General features: G+C 65.3%; 19 protein-coding genes and 1 tRNA gene. 14 read left to right on the top strand and 6 right to left on the bottom strand.

Annotation, left to right across the window (positions count from 1 at the left end; translation table 11 throughout):
* Positions 1–54 precede the first annotated feature (54 nt).
* A complete protein-coding gene (locus LH407_RS11695) occupies positions 55–2643 on the bottom strand; it encodes a CocE/NonD family hydrolase (protein WP_322133811.1) in 2589 nt (862 codons plus the stop codon).
* Between the two features lie 191 nt (positions 2644–2834).
* On the opposite strand from LH407_RS11695, the gene LH407_RS11690 reads away from it, so the two are divergent.
* A complete protein-coding gene (locus LH407_RS11690; protein WP_322133812.1) occupies positions 2835–3470 on the top strand; it encodes an MBL fold metallo-hydrolase in 636 nt (211 codons plus the stop codon).
* Between the two features lie 10 nt (positions 3471–3480).
* On the opposite strand, the gene LH407_RS11685 is transcribed toward LH407_RS11690, so the two are convergent.
* Together LH407_RS11685 and LH407_RS11680 are read right to left on the bottom strand one after the other, a co-directional pair.
* The gene (locus LH407_RS11685; RefSeq protein ID WP_322133813.1) at positions 3481–4251 is read right to left on the bottom strand and encodes an enoyl-CoA hydratase-related protein; all 771 of its coding nucleotides are present in this window, start codon (positions 4249–4251) and stop codon (positions 3481–3483) included.
* Entirely contained in the window at positions 4248–5321 is a 1074-nt protein-coding gene (locus tag LH407_RS11680) for an enoyl-CoA hydratase/isomerase family protein (RefSeq protein WP_322133814.1), read from the bottom strand. Before LH407_RS11680 ends, LH407_RS11685 begins: the two co-directional genes overlap by 4 nt.
* Positions 5322–5403: 82 nt before the next feature.
* On the opposite strand from LH407_RS11680, the gene LH407_RS11675 reads away from it, so the two are divergent.
* The 6 genes from LH407_RS11675 to LH407_RS11650 all read left to right on the top strand — a co-directional run bounded on the left by LH407_RS11675 (position 5404) and on the right by LH407_RS11650 (position 9468).
* Positions 5404–6327: a cytochrome b/b6 domain-containing protein gene (locus LH407_RS11675; protein WP_322133815.1), complete on the top strand. Its 924-nt coding sequence runs from the start codon at positions 5404–5406 to the stop codon at positions 6325–6327.
* Between the two features lie 75 nt (positions 6328–6402).
* Positions 6403–6762 carry an ArsR/SmtB family transcription factor gene (locus LH407_RS11670; RefSeq protein ID WP_322133816.1) on the top strand — a complete coding sequence of 120 codons (360 nt, stop codon included), beginning with the start codon at positions 6403–6405 and terminating at the stop codon, positions 6760–6762.
* A complete protein-coding gene (locus tag LH407_RS11665) occupies positions 6759–7247 on the top strand; it encodes an SRPBCC family protein (protein ID WP_322133817.1) in 489 nt (162 codons plus the stop codon). Before LH407_RS11670 ends, LH407_RS11665 begins: the two co-directional genes overlap by 4 nt.
* On the top strand, positions 7244–8056 hold the full coding sequence (locus LH407_RS11660) for an alpha/beta fold hydrolase (protein WP_322133818.1): 813 nt from the start codon (positions 7244–7246) through the stop codon (positions 8054–8056). Before LH407_RS11665 ends, LH407_RS11660 begins: the two co-directional genes overlap by 4 nt.
* Before the next feature lie 4 nt (positions 8057–8060).
* Positions 8061–8501, top strand: a complete 441-nt coding sequence (locus tag LH407_RS11655; RefSeq protein WP_322133819.1) for a YdeI/OmpD-associated family protein — start codon at positions 8061–8063, stop codon at positions 8499–8501.
* An 88-nt stretch (positions 8502–8589) separates the two neighbouring features.
* Positions 8590–9468 carry an NAD(P)-dependent oxidoreductase gene (locus LH407_RS11650; RefSeq protein WP_322133820.1) on the top strand — a complete coding sequence of 293 codons (879 nt, stop codon included), beginning with the start codon at positions 8590–8592 and terminating at the stop codon, positions 9466–9468.
* Between the two features lie 32 nt (positions 9469–9500).
* Here LH407_RS11650 and LH407_RS11645 read toward each other — a convergent pair whose 3' ends face one another.
* Complete coding sequence (locus tag LH407_RS11645; protein ID WP_322133821.1) at positions 9501–9950, bottom strand: VOC family protein; 450 nt, start codon at positions 9948–9950, stop codon at positions 9501–9503.
* A 94-nt stretch (positions 9951–10044) separates the two neighbouring features.
* Here LH407_RS11645 and LH407_RS11640 point away from each other — a divergent pair, with 94 nt between their 5' ends.
* Complete coding sequence (locus LH407_RS11640; protein WP_322133822.1) at positions 10045–10986, top strand: helix-turn-helix transcriptional regulator; 942 nt, start codon at positions 10045–10047, stop codon at positions 10984–10986.
* 20 nt (positions 10987–11006) lie between these two features.
* Here LH407_RS11640 and LH407_RS11635 read toward each other — a convergent pair.
* Positions 11007–11081: transfer RNA gene (locus tag LH407_RS11635), tRNA-Gln, on the bottom strand.
* Positions 11082–11153: 72 nt separating this feature from the next.
* Between LH407_RS11635 and LH407_RS11630 the strand changes: the two genes are divergently transcribed.
* Positions 11154–11495: a YciI family protein gene (locus LH407_RS11630; protein ID WP_322133823.1), complete on the top strand. Its 342-nt coding sequence runs from the start codon at positions 11154–11156 to the stop codon at positions 11493–11495.
* On the opposite strand, the gene gltX is transcribed toward LH407_RS11630, so the two are convergent.
* Complete coding sequence (gltX, locus tag LH407_RS11625) at positions 11492–12967, bottom strand: glutamate--tRNA ligase (protein WP_322133824.1); 1476 nt, start codon at positions 12965–12967, stop codon at positions 11492–11494. The genes LH407_RS11630 and gltX overlap by 4 nt on opposite strands.
* Before the next feature lie 72 nt (positions 12968–13039).
* Here gltX and LH407_RS11620 point away from each other — a divergent pair, with 72 nt between their 5' ends.
* The 5 genes from LH407_RS11620 to LH407_RS11600 all read left to right on the top strand — a co-directional run bounded on the left by LH407_RS11620 (position 13040) and on the right by LH407_RS11600 (position 17264).
* Positions 13040–13612, top strand: a complete 573-nt coding sequence (locus LH407_RS11620) for a TetR/AcrR family transcriptional regulator (protein WP_322133825.1) — start codon at positions 13040–13042, stop codon at positions 13610–13612.
* Positions 13605–14762 (top strand): SGNH/GDSL hydrolase family protein, encoded by a 1158-nt coding sequence (locus tag LH407_RS11615; protein ID WP_322133826.1) that lies wholly within the window; start codon positions 13605–13607, stop codon positions 14760–14762. Before LH407_RS11620 ends, LH407_RS11615 begins: the two co-directional genes overlap by 8 nt.
* A 30-nt stretch (positions 14763–14792) precedes the next feature.
* On the top strand, positions 14793–15593 hold the full coding sequence (locus LH407_RS11610) for a hypothetical protein (protein WP_322133827.1): 801 nt from the start codon (positions 14793–14795) through the stop codon (positions 15591–15593).
* Positions 15590–16387 carry a hypothetical protein gene (locus LH407_RS11605; protein WP_322133828.1) on the top strand — a complete coding sequence of 266 codons (798 nt, stop codon included), beginning with the start codon at positions 15590–15592 and terminating at the stop codon, positions 16385–16387. The genes LH407_RS11610 and LH407_RS11605 overlap by 4 nt, the downstream gene beginning before the upstream one ends.
* 208 nt (positions 16388–16595) lie before the next feature.
* Positions 16596–17264, top strand: a complete 669-nt coding sequence (locus LH407_RS11600) for a hypothetical protein (protein ID WP_322133829.1) — start codon at positions 16596–16598, stop codon at positions 17262–17264.
* Positions 17265–17332: the final 68 nt, after the last annotated feature.

The following is a 17332-nucleotide window of genomic DNA, read 5'->3' as shown; positions in this document are numbered from 1 at the left end:
AAAACGGGGTGCCCGCGACCCGCAGGCCGCGGACACCCCGTTCGGGTGGATCGACTACTCGCTAGCAGCTCCCGCCTGCGCGCGGCGACGCGCGATAAGCAGGGCCGCCCCGGCGAGCGCCATCAGTGCCGCAATCAGGCCCGCCGCGAGGAGCGGGGTTGCACCGGTGAACGCGAGGCCCGCCGGCGGGGCATCCTCGGATGCCGGCGGCTGGGCCGCCTCGACCGTCACGTCGATGACCACGCTCGCTCTGACCTCGCCGAGGGTCGCGGTGATGGTGTGCGCGCTCGCGGTGGGGAACGTGATCGTGTCGCCGTCGATGACATCTGTCGCGACAGAACTCGTGAGAGTCACAAGCTCCGTGACGTCACCGATCGACTCGCTGTCCGGGCCGAAGCCCTCCACCGAGACGGTCACGCTGCCGCCCTTCTTCACGGTCAGGCTGCTCGCCGTGATCTCGAGGCTCGCGACATACTCTTCGACGGTCATCCAGTGCGCGTATGCAACGGCGTCCGTCACGAGCGGCGCTGCGAAGTCGAAGGGGGTCGTGAACTCGGCGTCCGCGAACCATCCTGTGAAGACGTAGCCCTCGACGGTCGGGTCCTCGGGAACGGTGCCGGTCGCACCATACGCCACCGATTGCGCCTCGATGGGGTCGCCATGGCCACCCATGTCGAAACTGAGCTCGACGGGTGCCGGAACCCCGAGACCGCCCGATGCTGCGGCGGCCGCGAGACCACCGACGATCGGCAGGATGATCGTGCTCTCCTGCACATCAACGGTGACGGAGACACCTCGGGTGCCGTCGTTGTTGTACCCCGACAGGTTCGTGGTGACAAGCAGACCGATCCGGTGACCGGCGGGAACCGTGTGGTCGTACGGCTCCATCGGGAAGTCGTACAGGTACTCCTGGCCAGCAACAACGGGTGTGCCGAGCCCCTCGACGAGGGTGTCGCGGTTCGTCGAGTCGAGCGCTCCGCGCGAGATGCGCCACAGGTCGACATCGGCCGAACGCAGCACCGACTCCGGGAAGCACGCGCTGTCGAACTCGTTCGACTCACCCCAGCAGGTGAGCTGGTCGGTCTTGAGCGAACCATCGCCGGGGCTGCGCGGCGTGAGGGTCGCGGGCCCGTAGTCGACGAGCGCGACACCGAAGTTCGCCTGCGTTGTGTTGATGGATGCCGCGAGGTTCACGATCGGCGTACCCGACAGTCGAAGTTCCGTCTCGAGCGGTGCCGAGAGGAACGCCAGGCGTGTTGCCTGCTGGCCGGTCGGATCGGTGACGAGGTTGGTCTCGCTGATCGACGCACCCGTCACACCCGTGAAGCTCAGCGTCTCGAGCTCACTCACGGGCTGCAGCGCGAGGGCTCCCGCCACTCCGGCTTCTGTTCCGGTGAGGTTGAGGGCAACCGGCTCGGTACCGGGTGCCGGCCACGTGCTCTCATCGGTGAACTCACCGGGAGCGGTCTCGACAGTGGCCATGGGCTCCGTCATGATGCCGTTGTCGATGTCGAGCAACCAGTAGTCGAACCACCGGTGAAGGGTGTCAACCCAGACCTCGCGTCGGAAGTCGAACGGGTCGACGTGCCCGATCTTGGGCAGCCACACCTTTCGAGGCACCTCGTTCTCCGCCAGTGCGCTCCACCATTCTCCGAACTGGCTCATCCGCACATTGTCATCGTTGAGGCCCTGGATGGCGAAGACCGAGGCCTTCACGTTGTCGACGTCCAGCAGGTAGTTGCGGTCATCCCAGAAGGGGGTGACATCACCGGAGGGCTCACCGATCAACGGCACCCACGAGTCCCGCACCGGGGCACACAGCGACCTCCGGTCGGGGTTGGTGACGGTGTTCGAGAGGCTCTGCGGGTAGTTGGTGTTGTGGCGGATGCCGTTCGTACGCGAGTACTTGTACCAATCGCTGATCGACTCGATCGGAACGATGGTGCTGAGTCCGTCGACGCCGGTTGCCGCCACGCCGTTGGCGAGCGTTCCGTCGTAAGACTTGCCGATCATCGACGACTTGCCGTTGTGCCAATCGGCCACAACCGGGTTGCCCTCGGCGTCGTAGGCCGCGACACGACCGTTCAGCCAGTCGACGACAACCTTCATGCTCTCGATGTCTCCGGGACCACCGTGGTTGGGGCATCCGGTGGAGAACGCCGTGCCGTTCATCTGCGCGTGCAACATCGCGTACCCGCGAGGCACAAAGTAGTTGTCGTAGTAGAGCGGGAACAGATTGGTCACGCCGTCACCAAGGTTGTTGAGCAGCTGCGCTTCGGTTCCACGGCCCAGGGTCGTGTAGTAGGGGCTGGGGTCGATGATGGCGGGAGACTTGAGTGCTCCCGTGGGGTCGTTGGGCCGGATGATGTCGACGGCAGTGACATCCGTCTGCCCGTCAAGATCCTGGTCGACGCCAGCGACGGGGATGAAGACTCGCTCGCGGATCGCCGTCTCGTAGCTGTACGCCACAGCGGACTTGCCGTCGGCGATGGTGATACCGGGCGGCGTGGCCGCGATGGCCGCCATGGGGGTGACCGCTGCACTCGAGACGATGGCGAGGGCGACGGCACCGGCGATGGCTCCCCGTCGAGTCAGTCGTGATCGTTTTCGGACAGCGGCATGTTCATGCGTATGGATACTCATGTTTCCTGCTTAGCAATGCACATGACTCTCCCTGGCCCAGTTCACAGCCTCGTAACACTGGGAGGGAAATTGTTTCCATCGTGAAACAATCGGGGACCGATTCGCTGAGTGCAGTTCGTGTCTCTGTCGATGTGATCAACATTGCGCCTCCTCGTCTTCTCCCGTGGGAGACCCCCGCGTAGGCTCGTCGGATGAAGATCACGAAGCACGAACATGCCTGTCAGGTCGTCGAAGTTGCGGGCAAGAATCTCGTGATCGATCCGGGCTCGTTCACACTGCCCCTCGCCGACCTCATGGATGTTGTCGCCATCGTCATCACGCATGAGCACGACGACCATTGGTCATCCACCCACCTTGACGCGCTTCTCGCGCTCAACCCCCATGCCCGCATCCTCGGCCCGGCGGGGGTGGCCGCGGCGATCAAGGACTACACCGTCGAGGTTGTTGCCGCTGGTGACACCGTGGAGATCGAGCCCTTCACCCTCACGTTCTTCGGTGGCAAGCACAACATCATCCACGAATCGATCCCCGTGATCGACAACCTGGGGGTACTCGTCAACGAGACGCTGTACTACCCGGGCGACTCGTACACGGTGCCCGACGCGTCCGTGGAGGTGCTCGCCGCACCGGTCGGAGCGCCGTGGCTCAAAATCGGCGAGGCGATGGACTTCGTCGCCGCCGTCGCCCCGAAACGGGCCTTCCCGGTGCACGAAATGACGCTGTCGGCCATCGGCAAGAAGATGCACAACGCACGCCTCGGTGGCGTGGTTGACGCTGGCGGCGGCGACTACATCGTGCTCGAGCCCGGAGAGTCACTCGACCACTAGCGCGACGCCGCTAGCGGTGGCGGAAGTTCGCCGGTCGCTTCTCGATGAACGCTGCCATTCCCTCGGCGCGGTCCTCCGTGGCGAAAAGATCGAGGAACTCGGCTCGCTCTGCGGCCAGGCCGTCAACGAGAGGCAACTCGAACGCGGCATTTACGGCGCGCTTCGCTGCCGCGTTGGCCAGCCGCGAGCGCTGGGCGATCTGTTCGGCGACCGCGATCGTCTCCTCGAGCAGTGAGTCGGCAGGGAGCACGCGGGCTACCAGACCGATGCGCAGAGCCTCGTCCGCGTCGATGGTGCGCCCCGTGAGAACAAGATCCATCGCGACCGCCTTGCCGACGGCGCGAGTCAGTCGCTGAGTTCCGCCGATGCCGGGGATGATCCCCAGGAGGATCTCCGGCTGACCGAACTTCGCGGTCTCCGACGCGAACACCGTGTCGCACATCATCGCGAGCTCGCACCCGCCACCGAGCGCGTAACCGGACACCGCCGCGATCACCGGGATGCGAATCGCGAGGAGGCGATCCCAGTCGGCGAGTGGGTCGTCGGCCGAGACATCCGTGTACGTCAGCGCCGCCATCGCCTTGATGTCGGCACCGGCCGCGAACGCCTTATCGGAGCCGGTGATGACGATCGCTCCCACACTCGCATCGGCCTCGAAGGTTTCTGCCGCCGCGACCACCTCCCGCATGACGGCGTCGTTGAGTGCGTTGAGCGCCTCCGGTCGATCGAGGGTGATGAGCCCAACGGAGCCGCGTGTCTCGATTCGGATCGTTTCCGTCATGGTGCTTCCTCTCGTGTTGGTACGTGCAAGTCGTGGCGCCGCGGCGCGAACGCGGCATCGATGACCGCGCGATCAACCTCGGCGACAGCGCTCGGGCGCCAACGTGGCGAGCGATCCTTGTCGATGACCTGCGCGCGGATGCCCTCCGCCAGGTCCGGCAGATCGAGGCAGGCCATCGCGACCCGGAACTCCTGGATAAGCGCCGCGTCGAGGCCACCCAGAGTGCGCGCACGCCGCAACGACTCGAGGGTGAGTACCAATGCGGTCGGCGACTTCGACTCGATCACGTCGGCGAGATCCGAGCGGTCGGCAGCGCGCAGCGCCGCGAGGATGTCGCCCACGTCGTTGTGAGCGAAACACGCATCGAGCAGCGCCTGGTCGTCGGTGATGGCCGGATGCCCGGCATCGGCCACAACGTCAGCGATCGCGTCATCCGGAGCCCTCGTCGAAAGCGCCTCCCGCAGCCCGCGCAGCCGTTCCGAGGGCACAAAGTAATCCGCGAGGCCCACGTGAATGGCGCTGGCCGCGCCCACCGACTCCCCCGTGAGCGCCATGCGTGTGCCGAGCTCTCCCGGCGCGTGGCTCAGCAACCACGTGCCACCCACGTCGGGAACGAACCCGATCGTAACCTCGGGCATACCCACCTTCGACGTCTCGGTGACGATGCGATGGCTCGCGTGGGAACCGAGCCCCACTCCCCCGCCGAGAACGAGACCCGCCATGAAGGTGACAATCGGCTTCGGGTAGTGGGCCATGAGCGAATTGAGCGCATACTCGTCGCGCCAGAACTGCTCGGTGCCGTCACCGCCGCTCTCTCCATTCCGCCGGATCAGGGCATCGCGGTAGATCGGCACGATGTCGCCGCCGGCGCAAAATGCGCGGTCACCCGTGGACTCGATGAGCACGCGCTCGACCGCGGGGTCGTCGCGCCACACCACGAGTTGTCTCGTGATCGCCGTGACCATCCCGTGGTTGAAGGCGTTGAGCGCGCGAGGGCGATCGAGCGTGATGGTACCCAGCGCTCCGGTCACGGCGAAGCGCACGTCGGTTGTCGCGGCGGCGTCATCCATCGTTTCCACCGTAGCCGCTGACCGACTTTCGGTAAGGTCGAATCGTGAACCACGCCCCGCATCTTGTTGCCCGGGTGCGCTCGTGACGGGGTTCCGCCAGAGCCGCTGGTTTGCGCTCGTCTGGGTGGTGCCGGCCGCCCTCGTTCTGGCCGTCGCGGTTGTGGTGGTTGCCCGATGGCTCCGTGAGATGCCGGATGTCGCGGCGTGGGTCGCACAGTACCCGGGTCAGTCGACACTCCCCGACGGAGCTCCCGTCGGCATCCCCGCGTGGGTCGGATGGCAGCACTTTCTCAACAGCTTCTTTTTGCTGCTCATCGTGCGCACGGGTTGGCAGTTGCGCACGCAAAAGCGACCGACGGTGTTCTGGACTCGCAAGAACGACGGGCTCATCCGCACCAAAAACCCGCCGACCCGGCTCACACTCACCTCGTGGTTCCACCTGAGCCTCGACGCGGTGTGGGTGCTCAACGGTGTTGTGTTTGTTGTGCTGCTGTTTGCGACCGGTCAGTGGGTGCGTCTGGTTCCCACCCACTGGGATGTCATCCCCAACGCAATCTCCGCAGGCCTCCAATACGCCTCCCTCGAGTGGCCCGTCGAGAACAGTTGGGTCAACTACAACGCCCTGCAACTTCTCACCTACTTCGTGACCGTGTTCATCGCCGCACCGCTGGCGATCGTCACCGGCCTGCGGCTGTCGCCCCTGTGGTCGGCGCGATTCCGCCGGTTCGATCGCATCGTGCCCTTCGCCGTCACAAAAAAGGTGCACTTCTGGGTGATGCTGTGGTTCGTCGGGTTCACGATCGTGCACGTCTTCCTCGTATTCACAACGGGCGCCCTGCGTAACCTCAGCCACATGTACGCGAGCAGCGAGGATGCCGGCTGGCTTGGGTTTGCCATCTTCTGCGTCTCCCTCGTGGTGATGATCGTCGCGTGGGTTGCGGCGCGACCGTCGGTGCTGAAGGCCATCGCGTCGCTCGGCGGAACGGTGATCTCGCGGGAGCGATGAGAACCCCGGTGGTCGAAAGGCGACTTGTGCCTGGCATGAATAACCACTAGGTTATGAAAACCAGGAGGTTATGTAATGGCCACACTCGCCGACGACCGTACTCTCGATGCGGTCTTCGCCGCACTCGCGGACCCCACTCGCCGCGCCATCCTGAGCCGCCTTGCCGACGGCGACGCAAGTGTGAGCCAACTCACCGAGCCGCTCTCGATGAGCCAGCCAGCGGTGTCGAAGCACCTGAAGGTGCTGGAGCGGGCAGGCCTCATCTCGCGCAGCCAAGTTGCCACGACTCGCCTCAGTCATCTCGAAGCCGACGCACTCAAAGAAGCCGTCGAGTGGATGCAGCGCTACAAACAGTTCTGGAACGACAGCTTCGACCGCCTCGACGCGGCCCTCGCCGAGTACATGGTCGACGAACAGGAGAAGAGAGAGCAATGAGCGACAACACGATTCCCGACGTACCCGTCGCGGCCGACACCGACGTCTTCATCACGCGCGCGTTCGCCGCGCCGCGAGAGGTCGTCTGGCAGTTCTTCACGAAACCCGAGTTTCTCGCGCGATGGTTTGGCCCGGCATCCGTGCACGTCGATCTCTCTACGGTGCGCGTCAACCTGCGAGAGGGCGGCGTTTGGGGGCTCGACATGGTCGACAACGAGTCCGGCGAGCACTACCCGATGCTTGTGCACCTCACCGTCGTCATCCCGCCCGAGTACCTCGAGGGGTATCACCCCTCTCCCGCTGTGGCGCAGGGCGGACCGTTCGACCGTGTTGTGCTGCGCATCTGGCTCCACGATCACGGTGACAAAACCCGCATGACCCTGCACCAGGGACCGTTCGAGCCCCAGTTCCGCGACATGACGCGCGACGGCTGGCTGGAATCGTTCGACAAGATGGATGCCGTCATCGAAGGAGACGCAGCGTGAGTGAGACCGAATACGCCACCTCCGCCGACGGCACACGTATCGCGTTCGAACGCTCGGGCAGTGGCCCCGTGCTAGTGCTCGTTGACGGGGCATTCTGTTTCCGTGAGTTCGGACCGTCGCGCGACGTCGCGAAGGAGTTGCGCGACCGCTTTACGGTCGTCATCTACGACCGTCGAGGTCGCGGTGAGAGTGAGAACACCCTCCCATACGCGCCCGAGCGGGAGTTCGAGGATCTCCGTGCCGTTATCGCCGCGGTCGGCGGCGAGGCTTCCGTCCTCGGTCAGTCCTCTGGTGCGGCACTCTCCTATCGCGCTGCGGCGCACGGAGTTCCGACGACTCGTCTCATCGGATACGAGGCGCCCTGGGTTGGCCTGCGCACTGGTAAGGACGGCACCCGCAAGCAGTACCACGCCGACCTCGATCGGCTCATCGACGCGGGCGCCAACGACAAGGCCATCTCGTACTTCATGGTCGACATGATCGGGGCGCCGCGATTTGTCCCCCTGATGATGCGCTTCATGTCGCGTAAGGCCTGGCGAACGCTCCTCGGTGTCGCTCCGACGCTGCGGTACGACGCGGCCATCATGGGGTCGGAGTTCACGCCGCCTGCGGAACTCGCGGATGTTTCCGTGCCGACGCTCGTGCTGTGCGGGAGCAAAGCAGCACCCGAGATGCTCGCCGCGCAGGAAAAGGTCGCGGCGAGCATCCCCGGGGCGGAACACGCCGTGCTCGACGGACAGACGCACCAGGTGTCGCCCGCGGCACTTCGCCCACAGATCTTGCGCTTTCTACTCGAAAAGACAGACTGAGGCCATGCCAACATTTCGTACCGTGCTGTGGAGCGGCGACGGCCGTAACGCGGGAATCGTTGTTCCGGATGACGTTCTCGCCTCCCTCAACGCGGGCAAACGTGTACCCGTCGTCGTGACCGTTGGCGAGTACACGTATCGCTCAACAACCGCCGTCATGGGCGGTAAGAACCTCATCAGCTTCAACGCCGACACGCGAGCAAGAACCGGCAAGGGTATCGGCGATGAGATCGAGGTGACCCTTGAAGTCGACACGGCACCGCGCACCGTGGAGGTGCCGGATGCCCTGCAGAAAGCACTCGACGCGAACCCCGCCGCTGCGGCAGCGTGGGAGAAGACCGCACCATCGCAGAAGAAAGCCCACGCTGCCTCGGTGGCCGAAGCGAAAACCGAGGAGACTCGGGACCGCCGGGTCGCGAAGATCGTGGAAAAGCTCGTCGGTTAGTGCCAGTGTCGCGCGACTGGACCGCGCGAACCCGCACCGAACTCGTTTGGATGGCCTTCGGGCCGCAACGAGATCGGAGACCTCGCGAATGACACGGCAACTCACCCACGACGTGGGATTCCTGGGCCTCGGCATCATGGGGGCGCCCATGGCAGCGAACCTCGCGGCCGCCGGTCCGCTCCTGGTGTGGAACCGCACGCGCGGCGCGGCGGAAGAGCTTGCGACGAAGGGGGCGGAGATCGCCGGCTCACCGAGCGAAGTCGCGGAGCGGGCATCCGTGATCTTTGTGATGCTGCGCGATGAGTCGGCAACGAATGCGGTACTGCCCTTCGACGGGAGTGTCGACTACCGCGACCGCACCATCGTGCAAATGGGCACGATGACACCCGAGTACTCCGCTCGGCTCGCCGAACGTGTAACCTCGGCCGGCGGGCGCTACGTGGAGGCTCCCGTCTCTGGGTCGCGACGACCCGCCGTCGCCGGTCAGCTCGTCGCGATGGTGGCGGGCGATGATGCCGACATCGAACGGGTTCGCCCGCACCTCGAGGCGATGTGCTCGAGCATCTTCGTGTGCGGCGCACCGCCGAACGCGCTCACGATGAAGCTCGCGGTCAACACCTTTCTCATCACGATGGTGACGGGGCTCGCCGAATCGTTCCATTTCGCGGAGACAGCCGGGCTCGACCTGGGGGTGCTCGAGCGCATCCTCGACGCGGGGCCCATGGCGTCGCCGGTTTCGCGATCGAAGGCGCACAAGATCGTTGACGTGGAGTGGTCACCGGATGCCGCGATCCGGGACGTGCTCAAGAACAGCCGTTTCGTCGTCGACGAGGCCCACCGCAACGGGAGCGCAGCGCCCCTCATGGAGGCCAGCGCGAGGCTTTACGAGGAGACGAACGGCCTGGGCTTCAGCGAGGACGACATGGCTGCCGTCATCCGGGCGCTCCGGGCGCGAGTCGCGGAGTAGGGACAGCCCGCGCGGGGAGGCTGCCCCTCCGGTCAGCTCGCCACGTCGAGCACCCACGTCACACCGAACCGGTCGGTGAGCATCCCGAAGCCCGCACTCCAGGCGGACGCCGCCAATGGTTCGACTACTTCGGCGCCCGCGGAAAGGCCGTCCCAGAAACCCTCGACTTCGGCAAGAGTCTCGCCCCGAACGGACACGAAAAACGGCTGGCCGGTGAGGGTCACGCCATTCTCGCGACGTGTGGAGCCGGATGCTGCACTGCCGCCGCTCTGCCCGGGAATGTCGTACGCCATCACGCGGAAGCCGTTGTCGGCCGCGACGGACCCGAAAACGACCTTGTCGGCTCCGGGTGCCTCCGCGGGCATACCGAAGTCGCCATAGGTGGCTATCGAGAGCTCACCTCCGAAGACGGACTGGTAGAACTCGAGAGCCTCGCGTGCGTCGCCGCGGAAATTGAGGTGAGTGGTGGTCGTGATGCTCATGGCTGATCCTGTTCTGCGCGGGTGTTTCCCGGCACAAATCACGATCCCGGACGTATAGGTCAGTTTCTGTCCTAGATGTTCATAGTCTTGAACCATGGCGGCACCGACTTCGAGACTCCTCGAATTGCTGTCGCTTCTTCAGTCGCAGCGTGAATGGCCGGGCACCGTGCTCGCCTCGCGGCTCGGGGTGAGCCCCCGCACAGTGCGGCGCGATATCGATCGCCTCCGCGAGTTGGGGTATCGCATCTCGGCGACCATGGGGTCTGACGGCGGCTACCGTCTCGGTGCGGGCGAACACCTTCCCCCGCTGCTCTTCGACGACGAACAGTACGTAGCGCTCACGGTGGCCCTGAGAACGGCCGCGGTCGCCGGGGCCGGCATCGAGGAGTCGGCGCTGCGCGCACTCACGACTCTGCAACAGGTCATGCCGTCGCGACTCAAACACCGGCTCGACGGAATTCGCTTCACGGTCTCGTCGCCGGTGTCAGCTGGACCGGTGGAGCCCGAGTTGCTTATTGCCCTGTCATCCGCCGCCCAGACACGCGACGTGGTGCGCATGATCTACGGGTCCGATGAAATCCCGCGACGCGTGGAACCCCACGACGTTCTCTGGTTCGGGATGCGGTGGTACCTGCTGGCGTGGGATCGCAGCGCCGACGACTGGCGCATCTTTCGCGCGGACCGCATCACACGCCAAGAGAGCACCGGGGTTCGCTTCGCACCCCGCGAGATCCCGAGCGGCAGCGCGCGCGAGTACGTCGAGGCCCGCTTCAAGGGTTCGCAGACTGGCGGATGGCCGTGCGTGGGCACGGTCATCCTGCAACGACCAGCATCCGCCGTGCTCCCCTTCGCGGGAGACGGAACGGTAGTAGACCTCGGCGACGGGCGCTGCGAGTACACCTCCGGCTCGTGGTCGTGGGTCGCACTAGCGGCGTCGCTCGGGCGTTTCGACGCCGACCTCGAGGTCGTGGCGCCCCGGGAACTCGCGGAGGCGTTCGGGGTGCTGGCGAAGCGAAATGCGGCAGCGAGTAAGTGAACCGCGCGATGCACAAGAGCTGGCTGGGGTACCTGGACTCGAACCAAGAACAACTGAACCAGAATCAGCCGTGTTGCCAATTACACCATACCCCAAGGGCGTTCGACCGGGGCCGAACCGACTAACAACTCTAGCGCACCCGGGAGGGCGTCGGGCACCATCGGAGGGTGACCAAGTATTTGATCTCCTTTCCCGCCGAAGCGATGGCTGCGCTGAGCCCCGATGACCTCGCCCGGGCGTCTGTCGATTCGCACGACGTCATCCAAGACGCGAAGGCCGCGGGGGTGTACGTTTTCGGCGGCGGAATCGATGAGAGTGTGCATCCGGTGCTCGTCTCGGGAGACGGACGGGTCACGGATGACCTGTACCCGGGGTCTCGCGTGACTGGCGGGTTTCTTGTGCTCGAAGTGAAGACGCGGGCCGAGGCCGTGGAGTGGGCGCGGAGGGTGGCGCAAGCGTGCCAGTGCGCGCAGGAGCTGCGCGAGTTCGGCTACGATCCCGCGAGTTAGAGCGCCGCGCGCAACTTCTCGATGCGGCGGAGGGTCGACTCCTTGCCGAGGAGTTCCATCGACTCGAAGAGCGGCGGGCTGATGCGGCGACCCGAAATCGCCGACCGCAGCGGGCCGAACGCGAGACGCGGCTTCAGACCCATGCCGTCGATGAGCTCGGCACGCAGCGCCTGCTCGATCGCTTCGTGCCCGAAACTCGGGATGCCCGGCAGCACTCGCAGGGCCGCGTCGAGCACCGCAGCTCCGTCTGCACCGGGGAGGGCATCCTGTTCGACCACAAGCTCGTCGTCGGCGGTGAACAGGAACCCGAGCAGCCCGGGCGCCTCACCGAGGAGCTGCATACGCTCCTGCACGAGGGGTGTTGCTTCGCGCAGCAGCTGGCGGTCGGCATCCGTGTGAATGAGACCCTCGAGGTACGGCTCGAGGCGCGCGGCGAGGTCGTCGGCGGAGAGCAGGCGAATGTGGTCCCCGTTGATGGACTCGGCCTTCTTGAGGTCGAAGCGGGCCGGGTTCGGGTTGACGTTCACGACATCGAACGCGGCGATCAGTTCATCCGACCCGAACACGTCGCGGTCGGGCGCTAGCGACCAGCCGAGCAACGACAGGTAGTTGAGGAGCCCCTCCGGGATGAAGCCACGGTCGCGGTGGTGGAACAGGTTCGACTCGGGGTCGCGCTTGGAGAGCTTCTTGTTGCCCTCCCCCATCACGTACGGAAGGTGACCAAAACGCGGGATGAAGTCGGTGAGCCCGATCTCGATGAGCGCCGTGTACAGCGCGATCTGGCGAGGAGTTGACGACAGCAGGTCCTCACCGCGCAGCACGTGGGTGACACCCATGAGCGCGTCATCCACCGGGTTCACGAACGTGTAGAGCGGCGCCCCGTTCGGGCGCACCACAACGAAGTCGGTGAACGACCCTGCCGGGAAGGTGATCTCCCCACGCACCAGATCGTCGAAGCTCAGGTCGGTGTCCGGCACCTTGAGCCGCAGCGCCGGCTGACGACCCTCGGCCTTGAACGCCTCACGCTGCGCGTCCGTGAGGTCACGCTCGAAGTTGTCGTAGCCCTGCTTGGGGTCGCGGCCGTTCGCGCCGTTGCGCGCTTCCATCTCCTCCGGCGTCACGAACGACTCGTAGAGGTGACCGGATGCCCGCAACTTCTCGATCACGTCGAGGTAGATCTCGGTGCGCTGCGACTGGCGGTACGGAGCGTGCGGCCCACCCACCTCGACACCTTCGTCCCACGTGAGTCCCAGCCAGCGCATCGCGTCGAGCAACTGGAGGTAGCTCTCCTCGCTGTCGCGGGCGGCATCCGTGTCCTCGATGCGGAACACGAGCTTGCCGCCGGTGTGGCGCGCATACGCCCAGTTGAAGAGGGCGGTGCGCACGAGACCGACGTGCGGGGTGCCGGTGGGCGAGGGGCAGAAGCGGACGCGAACGTCGGCTCCGGTGGCAGTGGAGAAGGGTGCAGACATCGGGGGTAAGTCTAGAGCTTGCGCACGTTTCCTAAATGCTTTAGGTTTAAGCCTCACTTAGTTAGGAAAACGATGCCACGAGCAGGAATCACACTGGGGCGCGTTACGGCGACCGGTGCGGAACTCGCCGACGAGATCGGCTTCGAGCACGTCACCGTCGCCGAGGTCGCGCGGCGGCTTGGCGTGCGCACGCCAAGCCTGTACTCGCACGTGGCGAGCAGCGCCGACCTGAGTGTGCGCATCAGCCTCCTCGCCCTCGACGAACTCGCGGTGCGGGCATCCGATGCCACCGTGGGCAAGTCGCGGTTCGATGCTCTGATGGGGCTCGCGGATGCCTACCGCGGCTACGCGCGCGAGCATCCGGGTCGCTTCGCCGCCACGCTGGTGCCGCTCGACGCAGAGACCGCCGCCGCGAGCGCTGGCCCGCGTCACGCGCGCCTACTCGAGGCGATCCTCGACGGATACGACCTCGACCCCGCCGCGCGTGTGCACGCGATTCGACTCATCGGCAGCACCATCCGCGGCTTCATCACTCTCGAGCGTGGCGGATCGTTCGACCACAGCTCACCGGACGCCGACACGAGTTGGCACGAAATCCTCCGTTCGCTCGACACCCTCATCACCACCTGGACCGACCATGACTGACCTCATCACCATCCCGCTAACCGACGATCTCGTTCACGGCGCGGCCGAACTCGAGCCGACCCAGCGCGGGCTTCTGCCCCACCGCCTCCCGGCGTGGGCGCGTGCCCAGAACACGGACCCACAGCTCGCGAAGGCCGAATCGCAACCCTCGGGCGTGCGCCTCGTCTTCGACACCGCAGCGACGACCATCGAGCTCGAACTCATACGCACGACCGTCAACTATGCAGGGCTCACACTTCGCCCCGACGGCATCGTGCAACTGGTCGTCGACGGCACCCCCACGGCGGAGGATGCCACGACCGCCGGCACCGCGATCGTGCTCGATCCGGCTACCGGAACGCCGACCACCACGCACGGCGCCGCGCACGTTTCCCGTTTCGCCGACCTGCCGCCGCGCACCAAAACCGTGGAACTCTGGCTCCCCCACAACGAGACCATCGAGCTCGTGGCACTCCGAACGGACGCCCCCGTCACCCCGCGGGTAGACACTCGCCGCACGTGGGTGCACCACGGCAGCTCGATCAGTCACGGCTCGAATGCGACACATCCACTTGGCACGTGGCCCGCCGTCGCGAGCCGCATCGCCGACGTGAACCTCGTCAGTCTCGGGTTCGGCGGCAGCGCTCTGCTCGACCCGTTCACGGCACGCACCATCCGCGACACCCCCGCCGATGTCATCAGCCTCAAGCTCGGCATCAACATCGTGAACGCCGACCTCATGCGCCTTCGCGCTTTCGGGCCGGCCGTGCACGGCTTCCTCGACACCATCCGCGAGGGGCATCGCACCACTCCCCTGCTTGTGGTCTCGCCCATCTACTGCGAAATCCACGAAAACACCCCCGGCCCCGGCGCCTTCGATCCGGAGGCGTTTATGGCGGGTCGTATGCAGTTTCGGGCGACCGGTGACCCTGCAGAGGTCGCCGCGGGCAAACTCACCCTCACGGTGATCCGACGCGAGCTGGAGCGCATCGTCGCCGCGCGGGCGGATGCCAATCTGCACTACCTTGACGGGCTGGAACTCTACGGGCAGACGGATGCCACGGAACATCCGCTCCCCGATGCTCTCCACCCCGACGCGGACACCCAACGCCTCATCGGCGAGCGCTTCGCCGCGCTTGCGTTCGCTGGGGACGGAGCGCTGGCGGTGTGACATATCTTCAGGTGTAGGTAGCCTGGGACGATGCGAATCCGGATGCTCGCCCCCGTAGCGCTCCTGACTGCCGGTCTTGCCGCGTGCACCTCCGCGGTTCCACTGTCAACGCCAACCCCCACTCCCACCTTCGAACCCCGAGCCGCCGCTCCCGTGAACACCGCGGCCGAGATCGTTGGCACATGGACGCTGGTCGATCCCAGCGACGGCATGAGCGCGACCATCACCCTGCGGGACTCTGGGATGTGGGAGGGGGCATACGAGTGCGGCGGCATCAACGGGGAGTGGGCATCGTTGGGCGACGCGTTCCTCGCGATGAGTTGGGGAGGTGACATGGGCTGCATCGATAACATCGACCCGCAGCCCTCACTCGAGTGGGTCGAGAAGACCGAGCGAATCGTCGCGAGCGAAGATGGGTGGACTCTGACGGATGCTGCCGGCGCTGTCACCGGTTCGCTCACTGGTGGCACGTTGGAAAGCGAGCCACCGCAAGACGAGCCCATTCAGCCGCTGCCGCAAGGCTTCACCGTCGGACATGTCGAAGGACGCTGGGCGCCGATCGTCGAGACGCCGGGCGACTCCTACGTGGAATTTGGGACGGGAGTCTGGCAGTCCTCCGACGGGTGCAACGGAAACGGCGGCAGATGGGTCGATTTGGGTGGCGGTTACCTCTTGGCCACCCCGTCATCGATATCGACGATGATCGGATGCGAAAACGTCCCCGTTGCCGAGTGGGTCGGTGCCGCCCGAACCGCTGGCTTCGACGACGAACAGCTGGTGTTGTTCGACTCCAGAGGCGTCGAACTAGGGCGCCTCATCGCGGCCACATGACGCTGGCCCGAAGCCTCGCGGTCACGCTCGTGGCAGTTATGCCACTCGCGGCATGTACCGCGGTGCCACCCCGTCCGCACCCTGCTCCCTCACGCACCGCCCCCGCCTCAGTGGACACACAATTGCTCGGCACATGGACCCTGACGGATGCCGTGACCGGCGAAACGGGAACCCTGACGTTCTCGACACCGCGGGCCTTCACAGCGGAGCTTGCCTGTGGTGTGACGTCGGGAAGCTGGGTCACGGCCGACTCGACGTGGTTGGCCATCGCCGAGCGCAGCGATCCCGATTGTGTTCACGACAACCGATCGATACTCACGTGGATCGACTCCGTGATCGGCATCAATCCCACGAACACAGGGTGGGACCTCACCAATGCACAAGGCACCACGCTTGTGAGCCTCAGCGATGCCTCAGCGGCGCAAACCAATGCTGACGGGGCGTACACCGCGCGACCCCTGCCACCCGATCTCACGGCAAGCAGCATCGAGGGCGAATGGGTCACGTCCGAGATTGGCGGCAAGACGCTCCGACGTGCCGTGACGGTCGTGTTTCGCGATGGCTCGTGGGTGGCCTCCACACGTATGAGCGGCCTCTGCGCTGGCGGTCGATACGCCGAACTCGGCGACGGGTTTGTCCTCGCCATAACTCTGGGTTTCGGCGCGAGTCTCGGCTGTGAGGCGGACGAGGTCAATGGGCTCGTCTCGCAGATGCGTACCGCGGGATTCGACGGTGACGAACTGGTGCTGTTCGACGCGTCCGGGGATGAACTGGTGCGCTTCGCCCGCGGCTAGGAGATGCCATAGTGAAGACGTGCAACTTTCGCTAAGGCGTTCTCGCATCATCGGATTGATATTAGCTCTGCTAATCATGTCTAGCTCAGTGGCGTGCAGCTCCACACAAGGTGACACGACCGACGAAACAACATCTCCGAGTCCCACGCAGGCTGCGCTGCCCATCAATACCGACCCAAACGTCGCGGGTCTGCTGGGGAGCTGGTCGGTGCTCCAGGACGGCGACGAAATTGCCACGGCGAACTTCGACGTTGACGGACTTGTAATTTCTATGGCCGATTGCACAATATTCGGCAATTGGGCCACGCTCGACGGGCTTATCAGCACAACTCTCGAGATCCAGGACGGTTCGGGCTGTGATGCATCGGGCCAGCCAACTCCGCCGTGGCTGGAGTCAGCCACTCACGTCGAAACCGACGGTGATGGATGGAGCCTGCTCGATAACGAGGCCTCTCTCGTGGTTTCTCTCGCGCCCAGTGATACCCAGTCGCGGTCGAATGAGCTTAGTGTTCCCGCGGAACTTTCGCCTGCAATGCTTTCCATCGCTCCGGGAGGACTCCCTGCGAGTTTCGTCCTTGGCTATGCGGGTGGACGCTGGATCCCGCTCGACCAAGGGATTCTCGCCGGGGCGACGATTGACGACTCGATGTGGACCGTCGAATCCGAGTGCGGGGCCGTCAGCGGTGAATGGAACATCAGCGTGCGTGGCCGAGTTCTGACGAGCCCGCCGCAGCTCTCGACCACACTCCCCGACTGTGGCCTGGCAACTGTCGCACCGTGGTTTCATTCCGCTCGAGCGTTTGGGTTTCAGAACCAATTGCTCGTGCTCTTTGACGCCGACGGGGATGAGCTAGGGCGGTTCGTAAAGGCGGGCTGAGCGATGCCCCGCGCCTAGCGCACCGGGTTCGAGAGCGTTCCGAAGCCCTTCGCGCCACCGGCGTTCGG

The sequence above is a fragment of the Antiquaquibacter oligotrophicus genome (assembly GCF_020535405.1).
Classification (GTDB): domain Bacteria; phylum Actinomycetota; class Actinomycetes; order Actinomycetales; family Microbacteriaceae; genus Rhodoglobus; species Rhodoglobus oligotrophicus.
Note: the sequence above shows the minus strand (reverse complement) of the source record. Positions and strands in the feature narration are given on the sequence as shown.

Bases quoted from the DNA above. Each gene is read 5' to 3' on its own strand.
- LH407_RS11655 (WP_322133819.1), top strand. From the start codon at position 8,061: ATGCCAACATTTCGTACCGTGCTGTGGAGCGGCGACGGCCGTAACGCG.
- LH407_RS11690 (WP_322133812.1), top strand. From the start codon at position 2,835: ATGAAGATCACGAAGCACGAACATGCCTGTCAGGTCGTCGAAGTTGCG.
- LH407_RS11645 (WP_322133821.1), bottom strand. From the start codon at position 9,950: ATGAGCATCACGACCACCACTCACCTCAATTTCCGCGGCGACGCACGC.
- LH407_RS11685 (WP_322133813.1), bottom strand. From the start codon at position 4,251: ATGACGGAAACGATCCGAATCGAGACACGCGGCTCCGTTGGGCTCATC.
- gltX (WP_322133824.1), bottom strand. From the start codon at position 12,967: ATGTCTGCACCCTTCTCCACTGCCACCGGAGCCGACGTTCGCGTCCGC.
- LH407_RS11640 (WP_322133822.1), top strand. From the start codon at position 10,045: ATGGCGGCACCGACTTCGAGACTCCTCGAATTGCTGTCGCTTCTTCAG.
- LH407_RS11605 (WP_322133828.1), top strand. From the start codon at position 15,590: ATGACGCTGGCCCGAAGCCTCGCGGTCACGCTCGTGGCAGTTATGCCA.
- LH407_RS11610 (WP_322133827.1), top strand. From the start codon at position 14,793: ATGCGAATCCGGATGCTCGCCCCCGTAGCGCTCCTGACTGCCGGTCTT.
- LH407_RS11670 (WP_322133816.1), top strand. From the start codon at position 6,403: ATGGCCACACTCGCCGACGACCGTACTCTCGATGCGGTCTTCGCCGCA.
- LH407_RS11695 (WP_322133811.1), bottom strand. From the start codon at position 2,643: ATGAGTATCCATACGCATGAACATGCCGCTGTCCGAAAACGATCACGA.
- LH407_RS11665 (WP_322133817.1), top strand. From the start codon at position 6,759: ATGAGCGACAACACGATTCCCGACGTACCCGTCGCGGCCGACACCGAC.
- LH407_RS11615 (WP_322133826.1), top strand. From the start codon at position 13,605: ATGACTGACCTCATCACCATCCCGCTAACCGACGATCTCGTTCACGGC.
- LH407_RS11650 (WP_322133820.1), top strand. From the start codon at position 8,590: ATGACACGGCAACTCACCCACGACGTGGGATTCCTGGGCCTCGGCATC.
- LH407_RS11680 (WP_322133814.1), bottom strand. From the start codon at position 5,321: ATGGATGACGCCGCCGCGACAACCGACGTGCGCTTCGCCGTGACCGGA.
- LH407_RS11620 (WP_322133825.1), top strand. From the start codon at position 13,040: ATGCCACGAGCAGGAATCACACTGGGGCGCGTTACGGCGACCGGTGCG.